Annotated in this window: 13 protein-coding genes and 1 pseudogene; 4 read left to right on the top strand and 10 right to left on the bottom strand. The window is 56.1% G+C overall.

Features of this window, described 5'->3' with window-relative positions:
• Positions 1-167: 167 nt before the first annotated feature.
• Together ACIQV9_RS06015 and ACIQV9_RS06010 are read right to left on the bottom strand one after the other, a co-directional pair.
• Positions 168-560, bottom strand: a complete 393-nt coding sequence (locus ACIQV9_RS06015) for a DUF2177 family protein (RefSeq protein WP_403099238.1) — start codon at positions 558-560, stop codon at positions 168-170.
• Between the two features lie 46 nt (positions 561-606).
• On the bottom strand, positions 607-1,443 hold the full coding sequence (locus ACIQV9_RS06010) for a S1 RNA-binding domain-containing protein (RefSeq protein WP_403099236.1): 837 nt from the start codon (positions 1,441-1,443) through the stop codon (positions 607-609).
• A 352-nt stretch (positions 1,444-1,795) separates the two neighbouring features.
• Between ACIQV9_RS06010 and ACIQV9_RS06005 the strand changes: the two genes are divergently transcribed.
• From ACIQV9_RS06005 to ACIQV9_RS05995, 3 genes are all read left to right on the top strand, one after another.
• The gene (locus ACIQV9_RS06005; protein WP_017337097.1) at positions 1,796-1,984 is read left to right on the top strand and encodes a hypothetical protein; all 189 of its coding nucleotides are present in this window, start codon (positions 1,796-1,798) and stop codon (positions 1,982-1,984) included.
• Between the two features lie 220 nt (positions 1,985-2,204).
• On the top strand, positions 2,205-2,921 hold the full coding sequence (locus ACIQV9_RS06000; protein WP_403099234.1) for a TorF family putative porin: 717 nt from the start codon (positions 2,205-2,207) through the stop codon (positions 2,919-2,921).
• 76 nt (positions 2,922-2,997) lie between these two features.
• Positions 2,998-3,867 carry a DUF6279 family lipoprotein gene (locus ACIQV9_RS05995; protein ID WP_403099231.1) on the top strand — a complete coding sequence of 290 codons (870 nt, stop codon included), beginning with the start codon at positions 2,998-3,000 and terminating at the stop codon, positions 3,865-3,867.
• A gap of 125 nt (positions 3,868-3,992) precedes the next feature.
• On the opposite strand, the gene ACIQV9_RS05990 is transcribed toward ACIQV9_RS05995, so the two are convergent.
• Positions 3,993-4,382 (bottom strand): transcriptional regulator, encoded by a 390-nt coding sequence (locus ACIQV9_RS05990; protein ID WP_403099229.1) that lies wholly within the window; start codon positions 4,380-4,382, stop codon positions 3,993-3,995.
• Between the two features lie 176 nt (positions 4,383-4,558).
• Here ACIQV9_RS05990 and ACIQV9_RS05985 point away from each other — a divergent pair, with 176 nt between their 5' ends.
• Positions 4,559-5,293 (top strand): DUF899 domain-containing protein, encoded by a 735-nt coding sequence (locus tag ACIQV9_RS05985; protein WP_403099226.1) that lies wholly within the window; start codon positions 4,559-4,561, stop codon positions 5,291-5,293.
• A 4-nt stretch (positions 5,294-5,297) separates the two neighbouring features.
• Here ACIQV9_RS05985 and ACIQV9_RS05980 read toward each other — a convergent pair whose 3' ends face one another.
• The 7 genes and pseudogenes from ACIQV9_RS05980 to ACIQV9_RS05950 form a co-directional block, all read right to left on the bottom strand.
• The gene (locus tag ACIQV9_RS05980; protein ID WP_403099224.1) at positions 5,298-5,471 is read right to left on the bottom strand and encodes a hypothetical protein; all 174 of its coding nucleotides are present in this window, start codon (positions 5,469-5,471) and stop codon (positions 5,298-5,300) included.
• Positions 5,472-5,791: 320 nt separating this feature from the next.
• Positions 5,792-6,337 carry an Imm42 family immunity protein gene (locus ACIQV9_RS05975; protein WP_403099221.1) on the bottom strand — a complete coding sequence of 182 codons (546 nt, stop codon included), beginning with the start codon at positions 6,335-6,337 and terminating at the stop codon, positions 5,792-5,794.
• 84 nt (positions 6,338-6,421) lie between these two features.
• Positions 6,422-6,808, bottom strand: coding sequence for a barstar family protein (locus ACIQV9_RS05970; protein WP_403099218.1), 387 nt, complete (start codon positions 6,806-6,808; stop codon positions 6,422-6,424).
• A gap of 122 nt (positions 6,809-6,930) precedes the next feature.
• Positions 6,931-7,500, bottom strand: coding sequence for a hypothetical protein (locus tag ACIQV9_RS05965; RefSeq protein ID WP_403099216.1), 570 nt, complete (start codon positions 7,498-7,500; stop codon positions 6,931-6,933).
• A pseudogene (locus tag ACIQV9_RS05960) lies at positions 7,497-12,698 on the bottom strand (hemagglutinin repeat-containing protein); the annotation flags it as partial. The gene ACIQV9_RS05965 and the pseudogene ACIQV9_RS05960, both read right to left, overlap by 4 nt.
• A 99-nt stretch (positions 12,699-12,797) precedes the next feature.
• Positions 12,798-13,358, bottom strand: a complete 561-nt coding sequence (locus tag ACIQV9_RS05955) for a hypothetical protein (protein WP_403099213.1) — start codon at positions 13,356-13,358, stop codon at positions 12,798-12,800.
• Between the two features lie 635 nt (positions 13,359-13,993).
• On the bottom strand, positions 13,994-26,677 hold the full coding sequence (locus ACIQV9_RS05950; RefSeq protein ID WP_403099210.1) for a hemagglutinin repeat-containing protein: 12,684 nt from the start codon (positions 26,675-26,677) through the stop codon (positions 13,994-13,996).
• Positions 26,678-26,681: the final 4 nt, after the last annotated feature.

Below are 26,681 nucleotides of genomic sequence, written 5' to 3'. Positions count from 1 at the left end.
CCCCGGCCTGCTTGCTGAACAAACGGTGTCGGGGCGAAAAATGAGGCTGTCGATTATTAACCAAGTGGCCAGAAAATGCCGCTTCGGGGCGACCTTTAAATACGTGCGACAACAATCAACTGTAGGAGCGAGCCTGCTCGCGATGACGTCATCTCAAACCACGGAGATCATCGCACTTTGCGCGCAGCCCAATACCCAACGCTACATGCAACACACGTGGCAAAAGCACCCCACGCCATATCCATCAACGCCAACTGAACCGACCACCCCTTTAACGTCGCCCAGTTGCTCAAGTCATACGTGCCATACGCCACCAACCCCAGCAGCGCACCCAAACGGGCAGCGCGCCGCCAGGTGTTCGCCGGCAACACCACGAACACCACACAACCGAATACATAGAGAAGATAGAACGCCACTGCCGGGGCCAGCAGCGGTTGGTCGAGCATCAGCGAACCGAGCAGCGCCCGATAAGTCGGCGCCATCAGCACGCCGAGCCAGAGGCCGTCGAGCACGAGAAACACGAGCAAGGTGCCCGCGTAAGCAAACAGCGTTTTTTTCATAGCCGCCCAACCCCATGTAATCGTCCTACATGGGGCCGGAGCAAGGTCAGCTTAGTTCAATGCGATCGGCATGAATGACGATCTGGCCGTTCTTGTACAGCGCACCGATGGCCTTTTTGAAGTTGCCTTTGCTGACACCAAACATGCTGGTGATCACCGTCGGATCGCTCTTGTCGCTGACCGGCAGGGAGCCGTTGTTTTCACGCAACTTGGCGAGGATCTTCGAGTTGAGGCTGGTGGCGGCTTCTTCGCCCACCGGTTGCAGGCTCAGGCTGATCTTGCCGTCGGCACGGGCTTCTTTGATAAAGCCCTTCTCTTCCTTGCCGGCGCGCATGAACTTGAAGATTTCGTTCTTGTGGATCAAGCCCCAGTGCTTGTTGTTGATGATTGCCTTGAAGCCCATGTCAGTCGCTTCAGCCACCAGCAAATCAACTTCCTGGCCAGGGGAGTAGTTGCCCGGGGTCTTGTCGAGGTAACGGTCCAGGCGCGCCGTCGCGGTGATGCGGCGGGTGTGCTTGTCGAGGTAGACGTGCACCACGACATATTCACCGGCGGTCATCTGGCGCTTTTCTTCGGAGTACGGCAGCAGCAGGTCCTTCGGCAGACCCCAATCCAGGAAAACACCGATGCTGTTGACTTCAACGACTTTCAAACTGGCGAATTCACCGACCTGAACTTTCGGCTTTTCGGTAGTTGCGATGAGTTTGTCATCGCTGTCCAGATAAACAAAAACGTTGAGCCAATCTTCATCTTCGCTGGGAATATCTTTGGGAATATAACGATTAGGCAGGAGGATTTCACCGTCCGCGCCACCGTCAAGATATAAACCGAAGTTAGTGTGTTTAACCACTTGCAAACTGTTGTAGCGCCCGACTAAAGCCATTTCCAATACCCTCATTGCGTGGGCGGCATTCTACCCGGTTTTGCGGGCGACGTTCCCGTAGCCAGCCCGGTGACAGCAGAAATTCTTCTGAAGGCCTTCATTTTCCTGGGTTCTGCCTCAGGCTTTCGGCCGCTCGTCAGGCCGAAAAGGTGATTGTCACCCACGCCAGCGCATCCGAAACCTGTGTTTTTTTACCATCGTTCTTAGTTAAAACAGCAGCTTAGGGACGTATTTCGAAAAATAACTTGTGATTAATGACGCCCCTGCGATGTGTATTTTGAGGGGATATTAGCCAAGCAATTGTCAAGTATTTCCTGTACGATGCCTGGCCAAGTTAATTTTCTACAGGTTAATGGCCGCCATGCGTGTAAAAGCATCCAACAGCAAAGCAAAGCCAGCTCCAGCCGTTGAAACCAGCGAATCGATCAACAACCAGATTGCTGCGTTCCTCAAGTCTGGCGGCGAGATCCAGCAAATTGCCAAAGGCGTGAGCGGCCAGACGTTCGGCCCGTCCAAGCAGATCACTTTGGGCAAGAAGTAACACTCTCCCAAAGATCCGCCGCGTCACCTGGTCCGTAAGCGCTTTGAGCTTCGAAGCGCTTGGACTGGAACCTCCCCGCAACACCCCGCCAAACACATCAATATTTCAAAAATCGACGAACGGCCTTCGATGCCGAGCATTCGCCGGTATGCTTGCACACGTCTAGATCAAGCGTTTCAGTAGGTTTTCGTTCCTGCTCCTCGCAGTCATGGAGTGACGCATGCTCAAACCCTCCTATCTATTGCTCGGCACCTTGCTGTCGTGTTCAGTTGCCAACGCGCAAATCTTCCAGCGTGAATTGGGCGACTTCGATCTCAAACTCGGCACCACCCCCAGCCGCAGCATGGCCCAGGGGCTGGTCAAGCCTTCCAGCACCGGCTCGTTCCACGGCGGCCTCGACCTGAGCCACGACAGCGGTTTTTATGTGGGGCAATGGGCGCCGAGCATGGGTCTGACGCCGGGAGCCAACCTGGAAGTCGATTCCTACATGGGCTTTAAACAACCTTTCGATAATACCCTCGGCTACGAAGTCGGCATGATCCGTTACAGCTATCCGAAAGTGGACACCCTCGACAGCCAGGAGCTGTTCGGTGGCCTGACCTTTCTCGGCAGCCGTTTCGGCGCTGCGTTCAGCAACGACCCGGACAAACAGAACAGCACCGTATTCGCCGATCTCGGCGGCAATCAGCCGTTCGGCATCGGGATCAGCATGAAATACACCACCCACCAGCTCGACACACCGGCCTCCGTCGACGGTGGCTATATCGGCAGTTTCACCGATTGGTCAGTACAACTTTCCCGGCCGTTCATGGGCGTTGACCTGAACCTGATCTACAGCGACTCAAGCCTCAGCGGCAGCGATTGCTCCGCCTATTCCGGGCACAACAGCCAATGCGACGGGCTCGTTACCCTCAAGGCCGAGCGCGCCTTCTATTGATCGGCTGAACTGCCGGGCACATTCTGCGTTCACATGAGAACCACTAAAGAAGCCAGGCCTTCGCAAGGACTTGCCCATGTCGCGCTGGTTGAAGTATCTCGCCGTCATCATCACCCTCAGCCTCGCCCTTGGCGCGTGCAGCCGCGTGGGCCTGGCCTACCGCAACCTCGACGTGATCATTCCGTGGACGCTCAGCGACTACCTGGACATGAACGGCGAACAAAAAGGCTGGTTCAACGAGCGCCTCAAGGAACACTTGAGCTGGCACTGCACCACGCAACTGCCGGGCTATCTCGACTGGCTGGACCGCTTGCAGGCGATGGTCGAGACCAATCAGGTCACCGAAGCCGCGCTGCAAACCCGTACTCAGGAAGCCAAAGCCGCCATCGCCCAGACCGCCCGGGAAATCACGCCCTCGGCCATCGAGTTGTTACAGGGGCTGGATGACAAGCAAGTCGCGGAAATGAACGACGCCTTCGCCAAGGATCAGCGAAAACGCCAGGAGGATTACGTTAAACCGTCTCTCGATCAGCAGATCAAGCAGCGCGCCGAGCGCATGGAAAAACGCCTGAATGACTGGCTGGGCCCCCTCAGCCCGGCCCAGCAACAACGTGTGGTGACCTGGTCGAACGCCTTGGGTGACCAGAACACCCAATGGATCGCCAACCGTGTCCATTGGCAGAATCAGTTCAGTGCGGCGGTTGCGCAGCGTCAGAGTCCGGAATTCCCACAGAGAATCGAGACGCTTCTGGTGAATCGAGAGAGTTTGTGGACGCCGGCGTACCGTCAGGCCTACGCCAACACTGAAGCGCAAGCACGGGGATTGTTTGTGGATTTGATGGCCGAGAGCACGCCGGCTCAGCGCCAACAGCTGTTGAAAAAGATTGAAGGGGTGCGCAAGGACTTCAACGATTTGAAGTGCCTGAAAGCTGCCAAACAAGGCTAAACACAATACAAATCAAAATGTGGGAGTTAGCCTGCTCGCGATTGCGGAGTGTCAGACAACGACGATGTCGACTGACACTCCGCAATCGCGAGCAGGCTAACTCCCACATTAGTTATCGGTGGTCTTCACGCAATCTGCGCCTTCGACGCCACCTCATCAAACGTCACCTCGTCCAGCGCATCGTCCTGCTCATCCAGCACCTGCCGCGGATGGTCATTACCCGGAATGCTGCTGTCGATCAGGCTCAACAAACTCGAGCCACGCGCCGTCAAAATGTAATTGGAGCCGGTGCCGCCCTGCTCTTCGGGCCGAGGCTCGATATATCCGCGCTCCAGCAGTAATTTTTCGTACTCGCCGGCCACCGCTTTCAGGTGATCCAGGTTTTCAGTCTGCTCGCCTTCCGACGCTTTCTCCGCCGCGTACTGCTCGGCATAGGCTCGTGGCGTGTAGCTGCCTTCACCGTGCTGCACTTCGTGCAGCAAGCGTTCAATCAAATCCCAGTTGTAAGTTGTCATCCTGATTCAACCTCCAAAGCCTGTGAGTGAGGGGCCTTCTTAAGTTGTGACCGGCACCGCGCGCAGCCGTTCAGCCGAGTTTTTTGCGGCTGCCGACCGACGGCATGTCGAATTGGACGCAGGTCAAACGACTAGGCTCTGTAAGACACCTCCCAGCATTGCGAAGGAGAAACCTGATGAACGTTCAGAATCATCCCGTCGTGTCCCGCGAAGAATGGCTCGCCGCCCGCAAACAACACCTGGCCCACGAAAAAGCCTTCACAAAGGAACGGGACAAGCTCAGCGCCGAACGCCGCGCCCTGCCCTGGGTGAAAATCGATAAGGATTACCACTTCCAGGGCCCCCAAGGCGAAATGAAACTCGCCGACCTGTTCGGCGGCCGCAGCCAATTGGTTATCTACCACTTCATGTTCGCCGCCGGATGGGACGAAGGCTGCCCCGGCTGCTCGTTCCTGTCCGACCACATCGACGGCGCTAACCAGCATCTGGCCCATCACGACGTGGCAGTGGTCGCGGTTTCCCACGCACCGTTCGCCGAATTCCAGGAATTCAAACGACGCATGGGCTGGAAATTCGACTGGGTGTCGTCAGAAGGCTGCGATTTCAACTACGACTTCGGCGTCACCGCCCGAGCCGAAGACGTCGCTGCCGGCAAAGCCACCTACAACTACGAAAAATCCGACGGCGCCGAGGAAGAACTCCCGGGGCTCAGCGTGTTTTATCGCAATGAAGCAGGCGAAATCTTTCACACCTACTCCACTTATGCCCGTGGTCTCGATTTGCTGGTCGGCGCCTACAACTACCTCGACCTGACGCCGAAGGGCCGTAATGAAGAGGAAATCATGGAATGGGTGCAGCACCACGACAAATACGACGACCAGACGTTATCCAGCTGCTGCCATGGGGGATAGTGCGCTAGAACACATAACAACTTTCAGGTCGCGATGTCTCGAACCGCCACGACCGGATCACACCATCGGCCGTGGTGTACACCGAGGAGCTGCAATCGAACAGCCAGTTGAAGTAGTAACGATTGCCATCGCCCTCGACCACTCGCTCATAGCGGTGTTCGTGATTGTCGGGGACCACGACATGTGCCGGCGGCGAGCATCACACGGGCTACCTTCGATTCCAATTTTATGTATGTTTCAGCTGCTGCTCTGCATTCCATCCCGAGGGGGGATTTCGATTGATACTCCACCACTTACCACCGCCAGCTACCCACTTCCGGCGTAATTCAAGATGAGTAATTGACGAGTCGTCATATCCAAACTCAGTACCGCAACACGGACAAATAGTGTATGAAGCGCATTTAAAACTATCGTAGGGGGCCTCATCCAGATCCGGATACAAGCAAACAGGACAAACAAATACTGCTTTATTACTGTTCATTAGACACTCCGCGCCCCTCACCAAACATCTTGCGCCGACTCATATTCCTTAACCACACCAGCAACCATCTCTAAAACTTTTTCCTTACTTATTATCGCTTCAGAGACTTTAATCAATTCCAACCCGGTTATTACATCACCCTCACTGGAAAGACAATTAAGGTTTGCCCCCAATATTCGCACCTCATTCTTAAAACCTACTGCAAAAACAAAGCACCCGAACTCCTCGAGATTATTTGTCGAGGCTTGAAACCTATAATCCTCGACAAATCCCTCATCAACCTCAACGCCCAACCTCGCGGGCAACATACCCTCCAGCATCAACAGAAATGCGCTTTTGGCATCCATATGAAACAATTCAAAATCATCAACTGGCCGAAATAAAGCGTTATCGGACTTCACACAACCAACATCGCCACCTAATGTAGCAACGCCCGCGACCTCAGGAAAAATAGCGGAGTCAATAATAAAGTGAAACATTCCATTCTTATAACTACCGTTTTGACTCCACTGCGGGATGTACTTCATCAGAATGGCAAAATTTATCGGATCACCAAAAATCATCTCATTACCTCAACTTCCTTTTAGTCCCAATGCATTCCTGACATTGCGAACGAATTAAAGACCAAAACACTGACTCAAATGCGCTTATTGATCAGAGAGATCATTCAATACTGCTTCCACAAGCACCTTATCGGAAACACTAAAAACAACTTCAAGCTCATGACGGGTATCTCCTACCCAATCAAGCACCGAATCCCGAAGCACCTCCAAATATATGCGCAAGTCCTGCTCCGGGAAAGCAGGCAAAACCTCATGAATCAATACAACCTTGTAATGTTTTATCCACTCAAGGTCTCGTAGACAATCATACAAAGCATCCCAATTAAAACCAAAATAGCCAGGAAGCCAAAGCTGATAATAAAGCGCCTTTAATAACTCATCAGTCAAACCAATACTCGGATCAATTCGCACACAAAAATTATTCGAAAAGCCAAAACCAGAAAGATCATCGATAAATTTAAACGGAGCCATATACAACCTAACAAGAAAAGGCGACAGATTTATTTTCTGGCCTGCTCATCGGGCGCCAGAGAAATAAATCCGCCCCCTTTTCTTTTTGCCTTTAGGCCAACTAATGGGCACCCCATTTCCTCCTAAACAACCATAATCATGAGTACAACTTGGTCCTTAGAATCTTCCAAATTCCCTACCCCACCTCCACCGAAAATTATTCCTCCGGACTTGGTATAAAACCACTCATCTCCTTCATCAAAATCGAGTTCATAGTAAGAAGCTACATCCTCCATTCGTGAACCTAACCTGATTCCTTCTGCTAAGCATCCTTGATATGAGTAGGCAAGCTTCTTGCCACCTAACGAGTCGAAGTAATCAAACATCCAAACCGAAATGCTTGACACCTTATCCTCCAAAAAACCAACGACTAACGCTCTTGTTTCAGACATAACTTTTTTTGAATTTGGAAACTGCAGAAACCAGCCTGTGAGAGCTAGATCTGCAACACTGAATGCAAAATACACTTCCCCTGGCTTCTGTACTATTTCAAGCAACAACAATGGTGCGCCCGGAAACTTATACAACCCTTTTGCGACATCAACACAAAATCCTTCTAGCAAAAATTTAAAATCTTCTAGTCCAGCGCCCAACTCAATACCCGCCACGGTCCTACCCGGAACTATAGGTGCATACCAGCTAAAACTGCTCATTTCAGCACCCATATGTCATTTTTATAAACTAGACCATGACCAGAAGAATTATAGAAAACCGTATTTTTTTCAATATCGGCCTCAAACACTCCTGCAGAATTAGATTTATATTTAACCTTATAGTTTTCAGGATCAATAACTTTCACTTTCGTACCATCCGTAAAGGTAAACTTATAATACTGGCCGCCATGAGTAGATAGAGGGCTTTCGGGACTAAACTGTACTTCTTTAATTAACGGATGTCCTTCCACCGTAAATACTTGAGCATTTCCGGAGCTTCCAACACTCGGAGGTTTAGGCGTGGTTTTCGCGCCATCCATCCTATACATCTGGATAAGATCATCTAGCGACGCCCCCCATACCTGGTCCAAGGATCGCGGGATTCCCGCTTCAATTGCAAGTTTAAGCCTAAGCTCTTCACGTGCGATTGCTGACGTTGCGGGAATACCATCATCCACTTCGACTGGTTTTGAGGGCCCCGTAGGCGACTCTGGAGTTACAGGATCGACGTTCTTCGGCGGTGTAAACTCCACCTTAGGCGGCGTTACATCAGTTTTCGGCGGAGTAACCGTTGTCGGCGGATCAAGCACCGGAACATCCGAATCCCGTACAACGCCTTGCAAATTACTGATTTTGGTTTTAACCGCGTTGATATCAAACGAAGCGCCCATTTTTTTGACGGTTGTGACAGAGACATCAATGCCCATTTCGGAAAGTCGCAACGCGCTTGCGGCAGAACTACTCCCCCCGCCAAGCATGAGTTGTGCGACGAGCGCTACTACTTGGCCCATTTGGTTGCCAAGGTTTTCCGCGTTGGCGTCACCCCCCTCGACAATCGCTTTTCCAATCTGATCTATCTGTGACTGGAGCGCTGCCGCAACTGCATCACCTAACAACGCCCTGGCCTCCGCGGAGAATGCAAACTCCTTTGCGGCCTTCAGACTTTGCGCAGGGTCGGTCATGAATGTGACGGCGCTATCCAAAGTGCCTAAGCCCGCACCGGCCATCCCATCTGTAAACCCTTTGAGAATCCCCGAACCGGTCAGCAGATCCTGGCGCAACGAAGTGATCTGCCACTTCGCGGCAATCTCCAGTTTTTTGAGCAGATTGGGTTCAGCATCAATTTCTTTCTTTGCCTGAACGTATTGCTGCGTCGCCAACCAGTTGTTATCGACGTTCGCCGTAGCCGCGTTATTGGCAGTAGCCGCACCATTCGGGTTGCTCATGGCGGCAATGCCGGTCACCAGGCTAGTGATGATGTTGCGTTTGGCTTCGCGCTCCACGGCGGTTTCGTTCGGATCAGCATCAGCGAACAGCCCGGCCAGCACGCTGGCGGCAGAGCCACCCAAGGCGCCAGCCGAGCAGCTCTGGCTACTGGCAGCCGCGCCCGCACAGCCAAGAATGGCATGCAGGGCCGCGTGTTCAGGGCTACCTTCTTTCAGGCCCTTTTTCACCAGATCGCCGATGTACGCCGAGCCTTGCTGCTGGACGTAGTTGACCACCATGTTTTGCGCGAACTGAGCGCCGCTGCCGGCCACATTGCCACTGATACCGGCCACCAGTGCTGTAGCGATTTGCCGATAAGTGCCACCTGCGCCCCAGTTATCGCCTATTTCCTTGATTTGCTGAGTGAGCGCCCGGTAATTTTCGAGGTGCTGCATCCGAACGTCGACAGACAAGGTCTTGTCATTCGATGCCGCTTTTTCCTGCTCAGCCAAGCCCTTCTTCTGGTCAATTTCCCTTGCACGACTCTCAATATATTGAGAAACGTTCTGCACAAACTTGCCGACAATCTCAAAATCCACACCGATTTCTTCTGCATCGAAAATCGGTTTGAGTTTGTTACTGCCATCACGCTCGCTGGAGACATCGGTATTGATCGCGGCAATTGCCTGCTCGGCCGTCTGACCGGTCAACTCCTGTTGCTTGACCGTATTGGTGATGGTGACCGCTGCGCCGCTGATCCCGCTGTGGGTGGTGCTGCTGGAGTTGCCGCCGGCGAACAGAACGATTGGCGTTGTCGCGCTCACGCCATCCTTGCTGGCAACGACGGGACCACCTCGGTTGGCCGTGGCGCTGGCATTTCCGTTTGCATCACGGCCCATGTCGCCGCCATAACCACCACTAAGGTTGATGCTGCTGGCGTCGTACTCCGCCTTGTTTTCGACATCGGAGCTGGTCAGTGTCCCGGTGCTCAGGGTGTTCTTGCCGTCGGCCACCGCTTTGTCGGTACTGGCGATGATCGCCCCGACCAGATCGGTATTGCCGATGACTTCAACCTGGAAGCCGCCATCGCCAGCCTTGATCCCCGACTGTTCGCTGACGCTGGCGTAATCGCTTTGCATGTGTTGCTGAGCGACACCACCGCTGACGCTGCTGTTGCCATAGCAGAACGGTGGAATGCATAGACTCACCCCTACGTTGGCGCTCGACTGTTTCGATTCGTAAGTACTGGTGTCCTGCAAGCTCTCGATGTTGAGATCACCGCCCACCTTGACCTTGACCGTTTCACCGCTGACAACGCCGCCTTTGATATTGGTATCGCCACCACTTTGCAGGCTCAGCGTATGGCCGGACTTGATCGATGAATTGGTCTGGGTGACGTCATCGCCATCAGCGCTGCCGCGCCCCTTGTTTGCGGCGAGCTCAAAGGTGATGCCATTGCTTTCACCAAAACCGAAACCGATGCCGGCGCTCCAGCCACTGTTACTGTTGGTGCTTTCCTGATGCGCCGTGTTCTGCGCGGACAGCACGTTGATCTCACCATCGGCTTTGAGGGAGACATCGCCACCGCCTTCGATCCGGCTGCCGACCACATTGATGTCGCTATCAGCCCCGGCTCCAGTGGAGACGATGTTGATGTTTCCTCCGGCAATGACCCCGCTGCCTACAACGTTACGACCGCTTTGACTGCTGTTCATATTGCTTTGGGTATTGCTGAGGTTGACGCTGACCTTCACTCCGGCCTTAGGGTCCTGAACCATTGATTTACCGGCGTCCAGCGCCTGATCGGCACTCATTGCCGCGTTCACCGCAGCAAGCGCTACCATCCGCCCATCACTGGTTTTCTGTGCCGCCTCGCCCATTTGCTGAATGCCACGCAAGGCATCGAGCAGAGGAATACTCACGGAGCCACCAACGGCCGTCCGGCTGGTGCTCGCCGTTTTGGTCGATTCCATCGTGTCGAAACCGGCTTCGATGTCGACATGCTTGGCGGTAATGCTGATATCACCCTGTGGCGCGACCAATTGACTGGCCGTCTGGGTGTAGTGATCACCTGCCGTCAGGCTGATATTGCCGCCCAACGATGCGATCTGGCTGCCCGACTGGCGGGTGGAGGTGTATTCATCAGCTTCCTTCTGCTTGACGATTCCCGTCGCACCCTGCCACCAGGAGCCGATCTCCCCGACTTTCTTGCTGCCGGAAGAAGAGCTAGCGCTTTCAGTATTTTCTGCGCTGGTGATTTCCAGATCACGAGCGGCATTGATAGTGATGTTCTTGTCAGCGACTAGCGTACTGCCCTCGATGACAGTGTCACGACCACTCTTGATTTGAATGCTGCCGCCACTGATATCAGTGCCGATGCTCTGGGTTGAGGTGGATTGCCCCTCTTGCGATTTTTGTGAGGAGGACAACAAGCCCGTGAACGTTGCGCTGGTCTTGCTGGAGCTTTTCGATTGAGTGGACGTTTGAGTTTCTTCACCGGCACCAATCAGCACATCGTTAACTGCGGTGAGTTTCACCGCTTCTTCGGCACGCAACGCAGCAGCCGTCAGCGAGATGTCGTTGTCGGCTTTCAGTTCGATGTTTTTTGCGACCAGCTCAGTGCTGTTCAGGCGGGTCTGCGTGACTTCCGAGCTGCTGGACTTGCTGGAAGACCAACCCTTTTTGGATGAGGAGCTGGCTTCACTCGCAAAGTCTTCGGCGGCATCAAGATTGATATCCCGGCCAGCGGTGGCGAGCAACGTTCCATCACTGCTCAGTTTGGCGCCGGTGGCGTTGAAATCCTGACCGGCGGAGATAACCAATTTGTTCGTAGCCGAGACACTCGAGCTGACGGATACATCCGATTCGCTCTCAGTCATCGTCGACTTTTTCTTGCCGAACGAACCCTTCTTGGTTTTCGAATAGTAGGAGTAATCGACGTTGTCCGCTGTCTCCATGTTCACGTCATCGCCGGCGTACAGATAGGCTTCATCGCCCGCGCTCACTCGGCTGGCGATCAGGTCCAGATCCTTGCCCGCGCTGAGGGTGATGTTGCCCCCTGCATTGACCGTCGTAGACACCTGACTGACATGATCTTCCTGGCTCGTCACCTTTTTGGTCTTGTCATAGGAATGCTGTTCATCCGCCGCCGAAGCCAACGTCAGGTCGCCAACAGCGCTCATGTTGATGTCGCGCTTGGCATCGATCTGACTGGCGATGGCGGTGATGTCTCGACCGGCATTGACCTTCAGGTCCTGCCCTACATCAACAGTCGAGCCGTATTGCGTAATGGTCTGATCACGATGCAGACCGCGCTCGCCACTGACGATTTGTTCGGCAGAGACGAGGTTGACGTCTCGACCGGCATTGATCGTGGTGTCGGCCCCGCTTTTCAGCACGCCGCCCGTGTTGTTGAAGTCTTGCCCGGCCTTGATAGTCAGGCTGTTGGCCGCTTCGATACGCGCCGCGCTGTCTACAAAGTCGGTGCGTTCGTCGCGATAACCACTGCTGCTTTCGTGGGTGGTGACGGTGCGTTCGTTGATCACGTCGCCACGGGTGGCGGTCAGCGAGACGTCGCGGCCGGAGATGACGCCGCCGGCCTTGTTGATCAGGTTGTTGCCGGCCAAAAGGTCGAGGCGATTGCCTGCTTCAACCAGGCCGCTGTTGACCAGGTCGTTGCCGGCGGTGGCCGACAGGTTGCTGGAGGCCTTCAAGGTGCCGGCGTTATTGAGATCCTTGCCGGCGATGAGGGTCACGTCGCTGCCCTGGATCAAGGCACCGTTTGCGGCCAGGCGATTGTTGGCGTTGGCCAGGTACAGCACCGGCACCAGCACTTGTTCGCCATTCACTTCGGCGTTTTCCATCCAGACAATGTCGTGGGTCAGGGCCGCGACTTGTTCGGAGGTCAGGCTGACGCCGAGCGACAGGTTGAGTTCCTGTTTGCTGGCGACCGCATTGTTCATCAGGTACTTGAACATGCTCTCGTCGGAGGTCTAACGAGTGCGCGAGAGCTGGTCGGTGGTTGCGGGCTGAATGAAAACAGGCGACCTTTTGGGTCGCCCGTTTTATGTAGCGAGCAATAGATATCCTTGTCACACAGCCGGTGCACTCGTCACGGGAACACGCTGCTGAGGCAGGGTCACATCGTAAACATGCTGCTCACAGCCCTGCCCGACAAACTGGAACTCCACCAAATAGACCTTACTTCGCTCTGGCGTAAAAGTGTTCTTCAGCGGGCCGCAACTATAATTGCCGCCGGCGCCCCTGCCATTCGAATATCCCGACACCTCAAAAGGCTTGTCGGCATCGGCCTGTACTTCTAATTGCGGGAAACGTTTAACCGTGGCGCTATTGGCTACTTCGTTAAGTTTGACGATCCAGCCAAACACCTTGCCCTGGCCGGAGTCCACCACGGTCCCTAGCACCTCCAATCTCTGGTCAGGATCTGCCGAATGACGGACCGAAAACTCGACTGGAAATGTGTAGCCCGACGCTTTCATGATGACTTTGGCGTGCTGCGCGTCAGTAGTTACCGTATTCTGTTGCAGTTGGATGCCGTCTTTCAACAGGCTGGGAGAGGAGTCCCTGACGTTGGAATGACAGCCTGGCAATGCGAGAATCAGGGTCAGGGTTAGTAGTGTGATTTTTTTCACGTGTGGATGCCCTTATTAAGTTTAGGTCCGGTGGTGAGGGGTAATAAGAGGAGATAGATTTATTTTCTGCCCGTGACAAGCCAAACAAATAAATCTGTCCCCATTTCTACTAGAGGGGCCAGATCAGGTTTTTAAAGAAAAGGGGACAGATTTATTTTCTGGCCTGCTCATCGGGCGCCAGAGAAATAAATCCGTCCCCTTTTCTCTTCATCGGGTGCCAGAAAAATAAATCCGTCCCCTTTCTATACCGTCCCGGCAACAGGGTGAACTCCCCCGGGAATATAGCAATACTTCAGTTCCATGCCTGCCTCTCGTAGAGGGCTATAAATCGGATAAATAGTGTTCCTTGGAGAACCATATCCCTCGACCTCAACCCCATTCGGTGTCGTCGAAAAAAAGTAGTAGCTACTCCTTGTCCCACCCACGTAAAACCTCTATCGAACTCCACAAAGGAGGCAGTCCTATGGAAATCATATAAGTACCAAAATCAATAAACTCACCTACTCCGATCTGCTCTAATGAAAACCAAGTAGCCTCGCATTCATCACACAAATAAATACCTACCCCACACCCTTTGATTGTTGCTTTTACAACATCACCCTGATCACAGCGCGGACACCACATTTCACACCTCACTACTTAAACGGATACGCAGTAATTACTATACTCGTACCAGGACGAACAACAATCTTAATATTTGTCTCGCCCGCGGTACCCACAACGCGCGACATTGGAACAATATAAGCGCCCGGATCTCCTACGACTGGATTACCTTTTTTTATCCAAGCCTCATCCACAACACCTAAAATATCTTTTCTATCCATACTGAAAACACTGTGCTTTCTTTTATTAGGATTAGGGACCGAATGTTCAAGCACGTGTTTAACGCGATTACCTTGTTCAGACCCTTCACCATAGTCAAGGCCAGCGGGGGTTGACCAAGTCCGAGTATTTTTATCATAGCTAAGCACCACTGGACCACTACTGGTTTTTGAGCCAGTCGTGGTTTTACTACCTGTGTTGCGCGCCACAACTGATGCAACGGAAGTTTTACTGCCTCCGACACCACCAGCCCCAAGGTTCAACGCATCAGCCGTGTCCTTTGCGACTAAAGCTACTTTTTCCCATGTGGGCAGTGCCTCATACAACAGAGACATGTCATTTCTGTTTTCTTCATCAACATACTGGTTAAGCCGTCGAGCTTCGTCGGAAGACAGGTTAAAAAACCAACTCAGCGCACTGACACTGTCAGCCACGGTGATACCCATATCCAAATCGGACTGATAGTAGAGCGTGCAGGCTCCCCCAGTACCGGCACAGTCTGTGAGCATTTCTGCACGTTTTTGCGCGCTCAATCCCTTGTACTTTTCCCAGACCCCTTCTGTAGACTCGCCTTTTTTGTTGGCAGAAATCAGTTCAGAAGCCCAATTGACCACGTCCTGTGCGCTTAGGCCGTTATTTTCTACCGCATTTTTCCCCACCAGCGCCGCCGTAACGGCATCCAGTGAATCAGTCCCCGTGAAAGCACCACCAATGCCGGCAACCAGCGTAGACAAACTGGAAATGGTCTGTTTCTGCTCGGCCGATAACTTGTCGTTACTGACGTCACCGTAAAGCTCTTCCTTGAGGATTCGGGCTATCTCTTCCGCAGCAACTGCGCCAACCGCACCCGCAAGCGTTGAGCCGCCGTTAGCTTTGGCAACCAACGCGCCCAACACGGCATGGGCCATCAAATTAGCCGTTTTATCTCCCTTGGTCGCATCTCTGATGGCCTGAGCAACGTAGGGCGCAGCAGCCCCCGCAAGCGCTCCGGCAATGTTGCCGCCGAGCACGCCTTGCACGATTGACGTCACCGCCTGAGCAGCCTTTTGGAAACTGCTGCCCATGCCGTAATCGCGCTGAACCTGCTGGATGATCTGCTCGTCCGTCGGGTTGCTGTACCCCTGATCCTTGAGTTTCTGGATCGCAACCTTCGAGGTTTCGCTATCCCGGTCGTTGGCCTCTTCCATTTTCGCTGCAGCAATTGCGTCGCTGATGCCCTTCGACAGCTCAATGGCGCTTTTCACTAGCTCAACGCGCTCTTTCATAGCCTCTATGTCGGGCTTGTCGAGTTGCTCGTTGGCGTTTGTCGTATCCCGATTCAACCCCACTAAATCGTTGGAGCCTTCAGGGTTACGCACGGTGATCGTGCCGTCGCTGACTGCGCTTCGGGTTTTACTCGAGTCCGAGTCCGAAAGAGCGACACCATACAAGCCACCTACGGACGCGCTACCACTTCCGCCGCCGTAGCTGCCTGAAACACTCGCGCCGCCCGATTGCGCATTCACTTCACTGACATTTTTTATGTCACTGACAATCAATCGATCAGTGCTGAGCACGTTTTTGTCGGCGGATGCCTCGCTGGCAATCACACCACCGACCAACGTGGTGTTTTTACCCACATCCAGGTTGTAGCCACCCGCACCCGCAAAGAGGCCGGTCTGGTCGGTGACAGCCTTGTATTCACTATCCATGTTGCCGAAAGAAACGCTGGCCGACCCTGTCACCGTGGTGCCATAGCAGAACGGCGGGACGCAGATGCTCGCACCGAAACCGGCAGTGCCCTGTTTGTTTTCCTGGGTTTCGACGTCTTGGCGGGAAATGATGTTGAGGTTGCCGTCGATCTTCGCGTCGATGCTGTCAGCGGTGACCTGAGCCCCTGCCAAGGTGGTATCGCCGCCGCTGCGTAACACCAGCGCTCCCGCATTCAGCGTGGTGTTTACCTGGGTGATGGAACTGCCGGTCCCGGTCCCTTTCGCGCCGGAAGCCCCAAGATCCAGGGTAAAACCGTTTTGCTGGCCAATGTTGAAACTGGCGCCGATAGCGGTTTTGTTACTGGTGTTGTTATTGGCCCAATCAGCGGTGTTTTGCGCGCTTTCCAGGACGATGTCATTTTTGGCGTTCAATACAGCTGTGCCCGCGGTGTTCAGGCTACTGCCGGTGACATGAATATCACCTTGGCTGCCCGCCGCATTGCCATTGGCAATGATGGTGAGACCGCCTCCGGCATTGACCGTGCTTTGCTTGGCAGTCTGACTGTTGTACTCACTCGTGGCTTTGCTGTGGGTGTTTGCAAGCTCGGTGCCGATTTTGATCAACGAGCCGTTGCTGGCGGAACCACCTTGTTTGTCTCCATAGGCCGTCGCGGCATCCTCGGTTTGTGATCCCATGCCGCCCAGGTTGTAGCCCGCCAATGCGGCCTGCGCCAATTTCACCGCTTTGAGACGCGGATCCTCAGCATCATTGGCCGCCTTCACGGCGGTGCGAATCGTATTGACGGTGTCGATTATCGACCCACCGAGCACCCGTCCTACGCCCAGGTTGTTGCTTTTGTCTGTGGTGTTCTGGCTAGAGCTTTCCATGCCGGACGTAATGGAAACGTCAGCGCCCATGAGCGTCATGTCCTTGATGCTGAACAGGTCGCTGGCAATGACGTCCAGATTCCCCCCCGCAACGAGACTGACATTGCCTGCACTTGAACCGACGGTACTGCCGGTCAATGTTGTCTGTGACATCGTGCCATTGTGTTTTTGGCCGCCAACAGACAGATGCTGGTTGCCGGTGATGTCATCGATACCCAATTTGTTGCCGGTGAGTACACCGGTCAGATCACGGTTCTTTTCCTGATGCGTCTGGTTACGAGTGAAGATGTTTTCGGCAGCATTGATCGTCAAGTCACGCACGGCACGGACTGTCAAATCCTCCGTACTGACGACTGCCGATCCAGTGATATCGACATCACGTTTGCCACTCACGGCAACGGTGTTGCCCGATATCAGGCTCCCCACGGCAGTGGTTTGAGTTTCCGAAAACGCGTCCTTGACCTTGCTTGATTTCAATCCGCCCCAACTGCTTTTGCTGGAGCTGCTTTCATGGCGCGCACTACTCGAATCAGTAACTGCAACGATCTTCACGTCATTGCCAGCCGCCAGGCCGACACTGCCTTTTTCGGAGATCACATTGCTGCCTTCGATCAGCAAATCCTTGCCAGCCGCGAGTACCGTTTTACCCTGAGCAGTCACCGAGCTCCCGACATTGGTCGTGCTGGAAGTTTCTTCCAGCAAGCTCTTTTTGCCCGAAGAGCTTTTCTTGGTCTTGCTGTAAAAGCTGTAGTCCTCGTCTTGTGCGGCCCCCATCAATAGATCACCGCCAGCGACCAGATAGGCCTCATCACCAGCACTCACCCGGCTGGCGATCAAACTCAGGTCCTTGCCAGCGTTAAGCGAGACAGTGCCCCCCGCATTGACCGTCGTAGACACCTGACTGACGTGATCTTCCTGGCTGACAAACTTCTTGTTCGCGCCATAGGCATGCTGTTCATCCGCCGCAGAAGCCAGTATCAAATCACCGACCGCGCTCATGTTCACATCGCGCTTGGCGTCGATCTGACTGGCGATAACGGTAAGGTCACGCCCGGCATTGACCTTCAGGCTCTGCCCCACATCAACATCCGAGCCATATTGGGTCACGGTATCATTGCGATGAAGTCCCCGCTCGCTGCTGACAACCTGTTCAGCGGAGACAAGGTTGACGTCACGACCCGCATTGATCGTGGTGTCGGCGCCGCTTTTCAGTACGCCACCGGTGTTGTTGATATCGCGGCCGGCATTGAGGGTCAGGGCATTGGCGGCTTCGATACGCGCGGCGCTGTTGACGAAATCCTTGCGCTCGTTGATGGCGCCGGTACCACTTTCATGGGTGGTGATGCTGCGCTCGTTGATGACATCGCCGCGGGTGGCGGTGAGGGTGACGTCACGGCCTGCGATGATGCCGCCGGCCTTGTTGACGAGGTTGTTCCCCGCCAGCAAGTCGAGGCGACTGCCAGCCTCCACCAGGCCGCTCGTGACCAAGTCGTTGCCGGCGGTGGCGGACAGGTTGTTCGAGGCGCGCAATGTCCCCGCGTTGTTCAAGTCCTGACCGGCGATCAGGGTCACGTCGCGGCCCTGGATCAGGGCACCGTTGGCGGCGAGGCGGTTGTTGGCGTTGGCCAGGTAAAGCACCGGCACCAGTACTTGCTCGCCGTTCACCACGGCGTTTTCCATCCAGACAATATCGTGGGTCAGGGCCGCGACTTGCTCAGAAGTCAGGGAGACGCCCAACGCAAGGTTGAGCTCGTTTTTGCTGGCGATGGCGTTGTTCATCAGGTACTTGAACAGCGCCTCATCGGAGGTCTGACCATCGATAAAACGCTGACCGGTACGCGCCACGACGGCTTGCTGGATCAGGCGCTGTTCATAGAGGCCGTCACCCAGTCGCTTGGCGCTGTTGTCCGGGTCGTAACCGAGGTTGGACAGCAGGTAATCCGAGCTCATGAATTGCTTGAGGTCGGTGAGTACCGGGTTGGTTTCGATCAAGTATTTGTGTGGCTTGGACTGGCTGCCGGCCGGCAAACCTTGCACGCGATTGACCGTCAATGCCGTGGCACGTCCGGGTAGTGCGGCACTGGTCGAGTCAGCAAGCGGTGCGCTGACATCGATCGCGCTGGCCCCTGCAAACATATCGGGCGCTTGACGATCAACCGTGGTCAGGTCTGCGGTGGTCGCTGAAACCTGAGCGTTGCCGGCCAGTTGAATGTCCCGAGGCTTGGCATCAGGTAATGGTTGCTGACGCTGGATCGGGCTAACGGTGGCACCGCCCATCGTCCAGCTCTGCGGACCGCTGGCCACCGGAGTGCTGCTGTCTTGCCCGCTCAAGCGGAACAAGCCGTTCTGGCCCGTGGGCAGGCTGAAACCGGGAAGTGCCAACGGGTTGACTTGTTGCTGCGCCAGGTTGGGCGGGAGTTGCGCGTTGATGTAGATCGGCGTCGAGTAAGCGCTGCCTGCTCCGGTGTCAGCTTTGCTACGACCTGCCGCGACATAGGCGTAGTAGGGACGCACCACGCTGTTATTGATGTTCTGTGCAGCGTTTAGGGATACGTTTCCGCCGGCCTGGATAATTGCATCCAGAGACTCACCATTGATAACGCGAGTGTTGGCGGGCAGTGTTTCTCCCATCCATTTCAGAAAATTACTCATGTCCTGTTCGACCGTGGCCGAAGGCGTCGGGTTGTTTCGTTGGGTGAAGATGCCAGCCATGCTGATGGCCGAGGCTGTTTCATTGACCCAGCTCACGTACCTTCGAGTGGACAGGATTTCCTGCTCTTGCAGACCTTTGTTGTTGATCGTCGAAGCCGTGATCGCCAAATCACCAGAGGCCGTCACGTTGCTGCTGATGTTGTTCACTTCTCCTGCGTTAATTGTCAGGTCCGCGCCGCTGTTGATCGAGGCAGCTTCAGAATGAAGCGTGACCTTCAAACGATCGGTTTCTGCAATTTCCCAAAGACCGTTTATGCGGCCACCGCCACGACTGTCACATCCATACGAGATCAGTGCGCACGGCAGAGAGGTGATAGTGGCAACACTTTTCTCATGTTCCGTGTACTGCAAGACATCCATGACGTTGTTAACCGTCGTGGCTGCAATCGTCAGATCGCCCGTGCTATCAATCCCTGCGGACCTGTTGTCCAGCAGATCGGCCTTGGTCCCGTTTTTGTCCCGTGCAATGAGCATGCTGCCCAGGCTGTAGACCTGCCCGTAGCTGTTAGTGAAGCTGGGGCTCAGGAGCTGCATGTCGCCCCCGCTGAAGATCAGCCCACGACTGTTGACCAACGTCCCGGTAGTGACCGTCAGCTTTTGAGCGCCGGCCAGCGTTCCGAAGTTATTGATCCCGCCTGAGTTGACCGTCAGGTCGGCTGCAGATGTCAGCCGCCCACCATTATCCAGTTGCCCACTGATATTGAGCGTGGTGTTACCACCACCGGCAATGCTCGACGTGGCGGCATTGAGGCTCACTTGCGCGGCGCTCAGGCCAAGAGTTCCAAGACTGCTGAGACGCCCGCCGCCCCAGTAAGCACCGCTCAGCCCCACGCTCAGGCTGCCATCACTGGCAATCAGGCCTTCGTTGAACCAATTGATGCCGGTCCCGACGAGGCTGTCGGAAGCCAGCAACTGGCCGCTTGCGGTCTGGGTGAAGTTGTTGACGTTGACGGTCAGGCGTCCGGCCTGGATGACGTTGCTGTTGCTCCAGGTATCGGCGTTAAGCGTCAAACCGCCGCGAGTAACGATGGTGCCACCGGCACCGGTGACGTTCGCAGTGGAGATGTCGAAGGTGCCGTTGCCCACGTGCAGAAGGCTGCCGCCGCCGTTGAGAAAACTGCCGACCGCCATGCCCAGGTCGGTGTTGGCGCTTTCCAGCGTACCGTTGCGGTTATCGAAGAGACCGCCAATCTGGAAACTGGTTTTACCGCTGGTGCCCAGGGCGCGCAGTTGACCGGTCTGGTTGTCGAGGCTGGCGGCCTTGATCGCCAGGGTGCTGTCGCTCTCGATGATGCCCAGGCGATTGTTCAGCGCGCTGGTGAGGTTGAGGTCGATTTGTTGACCGGCGACTTGCCCGCCGTTGTCGCCGCTGTTGTCAAAATTGTTGCCGGTGACATTGATCTTGCCTTTGGCGTACAGACCGCCGTTGCGGTTGTCGAAGTTGCCGGTGGCGATGATTGCGTCACCGCTTTGCGCAGAAAGGCGTCCGCCATAGTTGTCGATCCCGCCCAGGGCGGTCAGGTTCAGACGTTGCGCCTGGGTGATGCCGCCCTGACGATTGTTGTTCAGGTCATAACCGTTTTTCAGCACGCCAGTCAGTTGGACGGTGAACGCGGCTTGCAGGCTGGAGAGCACACCGCCCCGGTTGTCGAGATTGCCGGCAGTGATGCTCAGGTCACCGGCCTTGGCGACGATCCGGCCGCTTTGGTTGTCGATATCGCCGTCCGTCTTGAGGCTCAGCGCGCTGCCACTTTGCAGCGTGCCTTTGGCATTGGCGAGGCTGGCGGCCTGGATTTTCAGGTCGCCATTCTGGCTGTAGATCAGGCCGTCGGCGCTGTTCTGAACGGCGCCCGGTGTGGTGATGGTCAACAGGTCGTTGGCCGCGACGGTGCCGCGATTGCGGTTGTCCAGGCCATCGGTGAGTAGCGTCATCAAGCCTTGGCTGGCGAGTTGGCCGCCCTGGTTATTGATCTGGGTGGTGCGCTGGATCAGCAGCGAGCCGCCGCTGGCCAGTTTGCCATTGGTGTTGGTCAGGGCGCCGAGCAGATCCACGGTGACCGCGGCGTTGCCGGCCAGATTGCCACCGGTGTTATCCAGCGTGGTGCCGGTAAAACTCAGGGCTTGTTCTGCGTTGACGGTGCCGCTGGCGTTGCCCAGGGTCATGGCTTGCATGGCCAGGGTTGCGCCACTGGAAATCAGACCGCCCTGGGCGTTGTTCAACAGACCACTGAGGGTCAGGGTCTGGGCACCGGCACTCGAGAGAATGCCCGTGCTGCTGTTGTCCAGGTTCGCCGCGTTGACGCTCAGGTTCCCCAGGCTGACCAACGCACCGTTTGCGCTGTTGAGCAGGTCACCGCTGACCGTGACGGCCATGTCACCGGGAACGTTTACGCTGTTGTCGACATGACCGCTCGACAGCGTGCCTTTGTTGCGGTTATCCAGGCTGTTGCTGGTCAGGCTCAGGCCCTTCCAGCCGGAGATCAGCCCGCCCTGGTTGTTCACGGTATCGGCGTTTACCGTCAGCAGGTTTTTGCTGATCAGTCGGCCGCTGCGGTTATCCAGCGCATGGGTTTTCAGGTCGATACTCTGGCTGCTGGATATTTCGCCGCTGCGGTTATTCAGGTCACGCAGGTGCTGGATGCTCAGGGCACCGGTCGTGGTGATCATCCCGCCACCGCTGTTGTTCAGGTCACCGGTGGCTGCGCCGAAATCGATGGCGATCGCACTGCCCAGCAGCGAGCCGTTCTGGTTGTCGATACCGCTGCTGTTGATGGTCAGACCGGTGGTGCCGTTGATCAGCCCCAGGTCCCGGTTTTTCAATTGTCCGTCGAGGTTCAGGTCGAGACTGGCAAGACTGGTCAAGGTGCCGCCGCTGTTGTCCAGGCTGGCCGCTTTGACGTCGAGCGCCGCGGCGGCAATCATGCCTTTGATGCTGGTCAGCGCCTGCTCGATGCGCAGGGTCAGGCTTTGATTGCTCAGCACCTTGCCGGTGCTGTTGTCCAGGCTGCGCGCCGCCAGTGTGAAGGCCTGGGCGCTGGAGATTTCACCGTTGCCGGTGTTGTTGACGTCCGCCAGGTTCTTGAGCATCAGCAAGGGTGCGCTGATCAACCCGGTTTGATTGTTCAACTGGCCATGGTTCAGATCCAGTTCCAGGGACGTGTTGCTGAACAGCTGCCCGTCTTGTTGATCCAGGCCCGTGACGCTGGCGGTCAACGCACCGACACTGGCGATACGGCCTTTGTCCTGGTTTGTCAGTTGGGTGGCCGTCAGGCTCAGGCTGGCGCCGCTGTTCAGGCGTCCGTCGTGGCTGTTGTCGAGCGACCCAGTGTTGACGACGACGGCACCTTTGCCGCTGATGCTGCCCTTGTTGCGGTTATCGAGGCTGGCGCTTTTTAGCGTGAGGCCGGCGTCCGTCACAATCTCGCCGGCCTGGTTGAGCACCACGCCTGTGGTAGTCAGGGTCAACGGCCCGGCAGCGGACAGGGTGCCGAGTGTATTTGTCAGACTGGCGGCCGTGACATCCAACGTGCCTTCGGCGCTCAGCACGCCCTGACTGTTGTTCAGATCAGCCGTGAGATCGACCTTCAGGTTTTTCTGGCTCAACAGAGTGCCGCCGCTGTTGTCCAGTTCGCGGCCGCTCAACATCAGGTCAGTCTTGCCGGACAGCAAGCCTTTGGCGCGGTTGATCACCTGATCCACCGTCAAGGACAACGCACCTTCGGCGAACACCTGGCCGCCATCGCTGTTGTTCAGCGTGGTGCCAACCAACGTTACGTCCGACTTGCTCGACAACTCGCCACCTCGGTTGTCGACGGATCCGATGGTCAGCTGCAGCGCATTGTTCGCGCCGACGAGACCGCCATCGCGGTTGTCGAGGTGAGTGCCCGTCAGCGTCAAGGCACCGGTTGCGACCAGTTGGCCGCCGTGGTTGTCGAGCGTCGCGACGTTGGCCGTGACATCGGTTTTACCGGCGATCTGGCCACCGGTGTTGTCGAGGTTGTCGGCGCTGAGGTGCACATCACCGTCGGCGATCAGTGTGCCGTCCTGGTTGACGAGCTGACCCTCAACCGTCAGCCCGAGCGTGCCGCGACTGCTGATCAGCCCGCCGCTGTTGTCCAGGCGCGCGCTGTGCACATCCACAGTCTGGGCAGCGATCAGGCCTTTGATGCTGGCAAGCAGTTGTTCGATGCGCAGGGTCAGGCCCTGGTTGCTGATCAACCTGCCGTTGCTGTTGTCCAGGCTGCGGGCGGCCAGTGTGAAGGCCTGGGCGCTGGAGATTTCACCGCCTTGGTTGTTGACGTCATTGAGGTTCTTCAACATCAGCAACGGTGCGTTGATCAGGCCATTCTGGTTGTTCAGTTGCCCGTTATTCACATCCAGGCTCAGAGAGGTTTTGCTGAAAAGCTGACCGCCCTGTTGATCGAAACCGATAACACTGGCGGTCAACGCCTTTTCGCTGGCGATCCGGCTGCCCACGCCATTGCTGACCTGAGTCGCGGTCAGGTCGAGGGTGTCGCCGCTTATCAAGCGACCGCCCTGGGTGTTATCGAACGCGCCGGTGGTGACGGTGATCGCGTTTTTGCCACTGAGCAGACCGCTCTGGCTGTTGTTCAGGTTTTGGCTCTTGAGCGTCAGACCGTTGTTGGTGGTGATGGAACCACCCTGGTTGATCAAGGCGCCAGTCGTGGTCACCGCCAACGCGTCAGCGCTCGACAGGCTACCGCGCGTGTTGTCGAGACTGGCGGCATTAACCGTCAGCGTGCCTTCGCTGCTGATCAGCCCATCGATATTGCTCAAGGCATTGTCGAGACGAATGTCCAGACCTGACTGAGTGACGAGGCTGCCACCGCTGTTGTCCAGGCTCTGGCCCGCGACTGTGATGATGCCCTTGCCGAAGACCAGCCCCTTGGTCTGGTTGAGAATCTGCGCCACTTTCAGGCCCAGATCGGTGCCGGCCAGAATCTTGCCGTTGTCGCTGTTGTTCAGGTGCAGGCCTTGCAGACTCACATCAACGGCACTGGAGATTTCACCACCACGGTTGTCCATCTCATCGACGTTGATTTTCAGCGCTTTTGTCGCGCCCACCAAACCGCCGTTGCGGTTATCGAGGCCCTTGCCGCTGAGCGTCAGCATCCCTTGGGCAACCAGTTCACCGGTCTGGTTGGTGAACTGCCCAACGTTCGCCGTCAGATCGGTTTTGCTGGAGAGGCGGCCGCCGCTGTTGTCGACGCTGGTCGCGTCCAGACGCACCGGACCTGCCGCACTGAGCAAGCCACCACGGTTGTCCAGATGAGTGCCGTTGAAGTTGATAGCCGCCTGACTGCTGAGCAGGCCTTGCTGGCGGTTATCCAGTTGCCCGACGTTCAGTTGCAGGTCGTTGCTGGCGCGCACTTTGCCGGTGCGGTTGTCCAGCGAATCACTGCGCAGGGTCAGACGGTCCTTGCCGGTCAGGTTGCCATTACGGTTGTCGAGGCTGCCGGTCTGCAGGTCAACCGCGCCTTGGGCGCTCAGGTCACCGTTCTGGTTATCGAACAGACCCGTGATGCGTGCCGTCAGGCTGCCATCGCTGACCAGACTGCCGCCATGACTGTTGTCCAGGCTGGCCGCGTGGATACTCACGCTCTGCCCCGAACCCAGTACACCATTGCGGTTATTCAAGGCCCCGATCAGGCCGATGTTCAGCGCAACGTCACCCGTCACCTGACCGTCACTGTTGTCCAGGGTTGTCGCGGAAACGCTGGTATTGCCCGCGCTTGAGACTTCGCCATTGTTGTTGTTCAAGTGCCCGAGGGTGGCGGTGAGGTTGCCGTTGCTGGTGATCACACCCTGGGTGTTGAGAACCTGAGTAGCGCTCAAAGACACTGCGCCGCTGCCCTGTACCCGGCCATTGTTCTGGTTGTCCAGAGTCCCGGCGTTGATGTTGGTGGCGTGTTGAGCGCTAAGCGTGCCGCCCTGGTTACTCAATGTCTGTGCGGTATTGATCGACAGGTTGCGGCTGGCAACCACGCTTTTGCCGGTGTTGTTGAGGTTTTGTGCGATCAGACTTACATCGCCATTGGCGTTGCGACTGTTATCGGCATTGACCCCTGCCTCGATGATGCCGTTGTTGGTCAACTGGCCTCCGGCGTTCAGGACAATGCCGTCCCGGGCCGCGAGGGTTTGCTGGTTGGTCAGGTTGCCTTGGGTTTGCACATTGACGGAGCTGCCGGCATAGACCGGTCCCTGGGCGTCGAGGCTGGCGGCTTTGACGTTTACCGCGCCGGCAGCAGAGGTCTGCGCCAGGCTCAGATGACCATTGGCATCGATCTGGATATCACCGCCACTGGCGGCCAGATTGCCGGCCAGTTTCACCCCGACCCCGGCCTCGGTGCCAACCAGTTTGATCGCCCCGGCGTACATCCCGCCCAGCGCCGAGGAGTCGATGGCCAGTTGCGGTTTCGCGCTGCCGTCATCGGCTCGGGCGGTGGCATTGAGGGTCTGTGCATTGACGTCGTTGCGACCGGCCACAATCGTCAGGTTTTTCGCCTGGATTTCGGCATTGATCTTCGCGCTGCGGGTGATGATTTCGAAGCTGTCGACGTTGTTGGCGTTGAGCCCGGCGCCGTCGATGGAGACGCTGCCCTGATCGACCTGATAGCGATCCACACGCCCGTTGTCGAGCACCGGTTTGCCGGTGGTCAACGTCACACGCGGCGTGTTGATGAAACCGCAGCCATTGCAGCTGATGCCGTAAGGGTTCGCCACAATGACGCGCGCCGACTGCCCCGCCACTTCCGTATAACCGCGCAGCTGACTCGGGCTGCCGCCGACCACTTCGTTGAGGATGGTCTGCGCTGCGACCCGGTTGGTGAGGTTGGGGTTGCCGACGATGATGCCGCCCAATTGCGTCGCGCCGGTCTGGTTGGCGACGTTGTTGAGGATGACGCCTTGGGTGCCGACGTTGTAATCGTGAAACTGGTTATGCGACAGACCGGTGCCATTGGGCGTGGCGATGTTGACGATCGGCACGCCATTGCCCGCCTGGCCGAGACTGGTGCCTGGCGAGGCCACGACGATCCCTTCCGCCTGGGCCCACATCGGTTGCCAGAACATCACGTTGGCCAACAGGAACGCCAGTCCGCGCTTGGGCATGCCCCAGAAGTGCTCGCGGGTTTTCACGGAAGAAGAAGGCTGACGGCTCAGGAAGGCGAATTGACGGGCGTCCATGTCG

It is taken from the genome of Pseudomonas sp. NPDC099000 (assembly GCF_044759925.1).
GTDB lineage: Bacteria > Pseudomonadota > Gammaproteobacteria > Pseudomonadales > Pseudomonadaceae > Aquipseudomonas.
Note: the sequence above shows the minus strand (reverse complement) of the source record. Positions and strands in the feature narration are given on the sequence as shown.

Bases quoted from the DNA above. Each gene is read 5' to 3' on its own strand.
- ACIQV9_RS06015 (WP_403099238.1), bottom strand. From the start codon at position 560: ATGAAAAAAACGCTGTTTGCTTACGCGGGCACCTTGCTCGTGTTTCTC.
- ACIQV9_RS06010 (WP_403099236.1), bottom strand. From the start codon at position 1,443: ATGGCTTTAGTCGGGCGCTACAACAGTTTGCAAGTGGTTAAACACACT.
- ACIQV9_RS06005 (WP_017337097.1), top strand. From the start codon at position 1,796: ATGGCCGCCATGCGTGTAAAAGCATCCAACAGCAAAGCAAAGCCAGCT.
- ACIQV9_RS06000 (WP_403099234.1), top strand. From the start codon at position 2,205: ATGCTCAAACCCTCCTATCTATTGCTCGGCACCTTGCTGTCGTGTTCA.
- ACIQV9_RS05995 (WP_403099231.1), top strand. From the start codon at position 2,998: ATGTCGCGCTGGTTGAAGTATCTCGCCGTCATCATCACCCTCAGCCTC.
- ACIQV9_RS05990 (WP_403099229.1), bottom strand. From the start codon at position 4,382: ATGACAACTTACAACTGGGATTTGATTGAACGCTTGCTGCACGAAGTG.
- ACIQV9_RS05985 (WP_403099226.1), top strand. From the start codon at position 4,559: ATGAACGTTCAGAATCATCCCGTCGTGTCCCGCGAAGAATGGCTCGCC.
- ACIQV9_RS05975 (WP_403099221.1), bottom strand. From the start codon at position 6,337: ATGATTTTTGGTGATCCGATAAATTTTGCCATTCTGATGAAGTACATC.
- ACIQV9_RS05970 (WP_403099218.1), bottom strand. From the start codon at position 6,808: ATGGCTCCGTTTAAATTTATCGATGATCTTTCTGGTTTTGGCTTTTCG.
- ACIQV9_RS05965 (WP_403099216.1), bottom strand. From the start codon at position 7,500: ATGAGCAGTTTTAGCTGGTATGCACCTATAGTTCCGGGTAGGACCGTG.
- ACIQV9_RS05950 (WP_403099210.1), bottom strand. From the start codon at position 26,677: ATGGACGCCCGTCAATTCGCCTTCCTGAGCCGTCAGCCTTCTTCTTCC.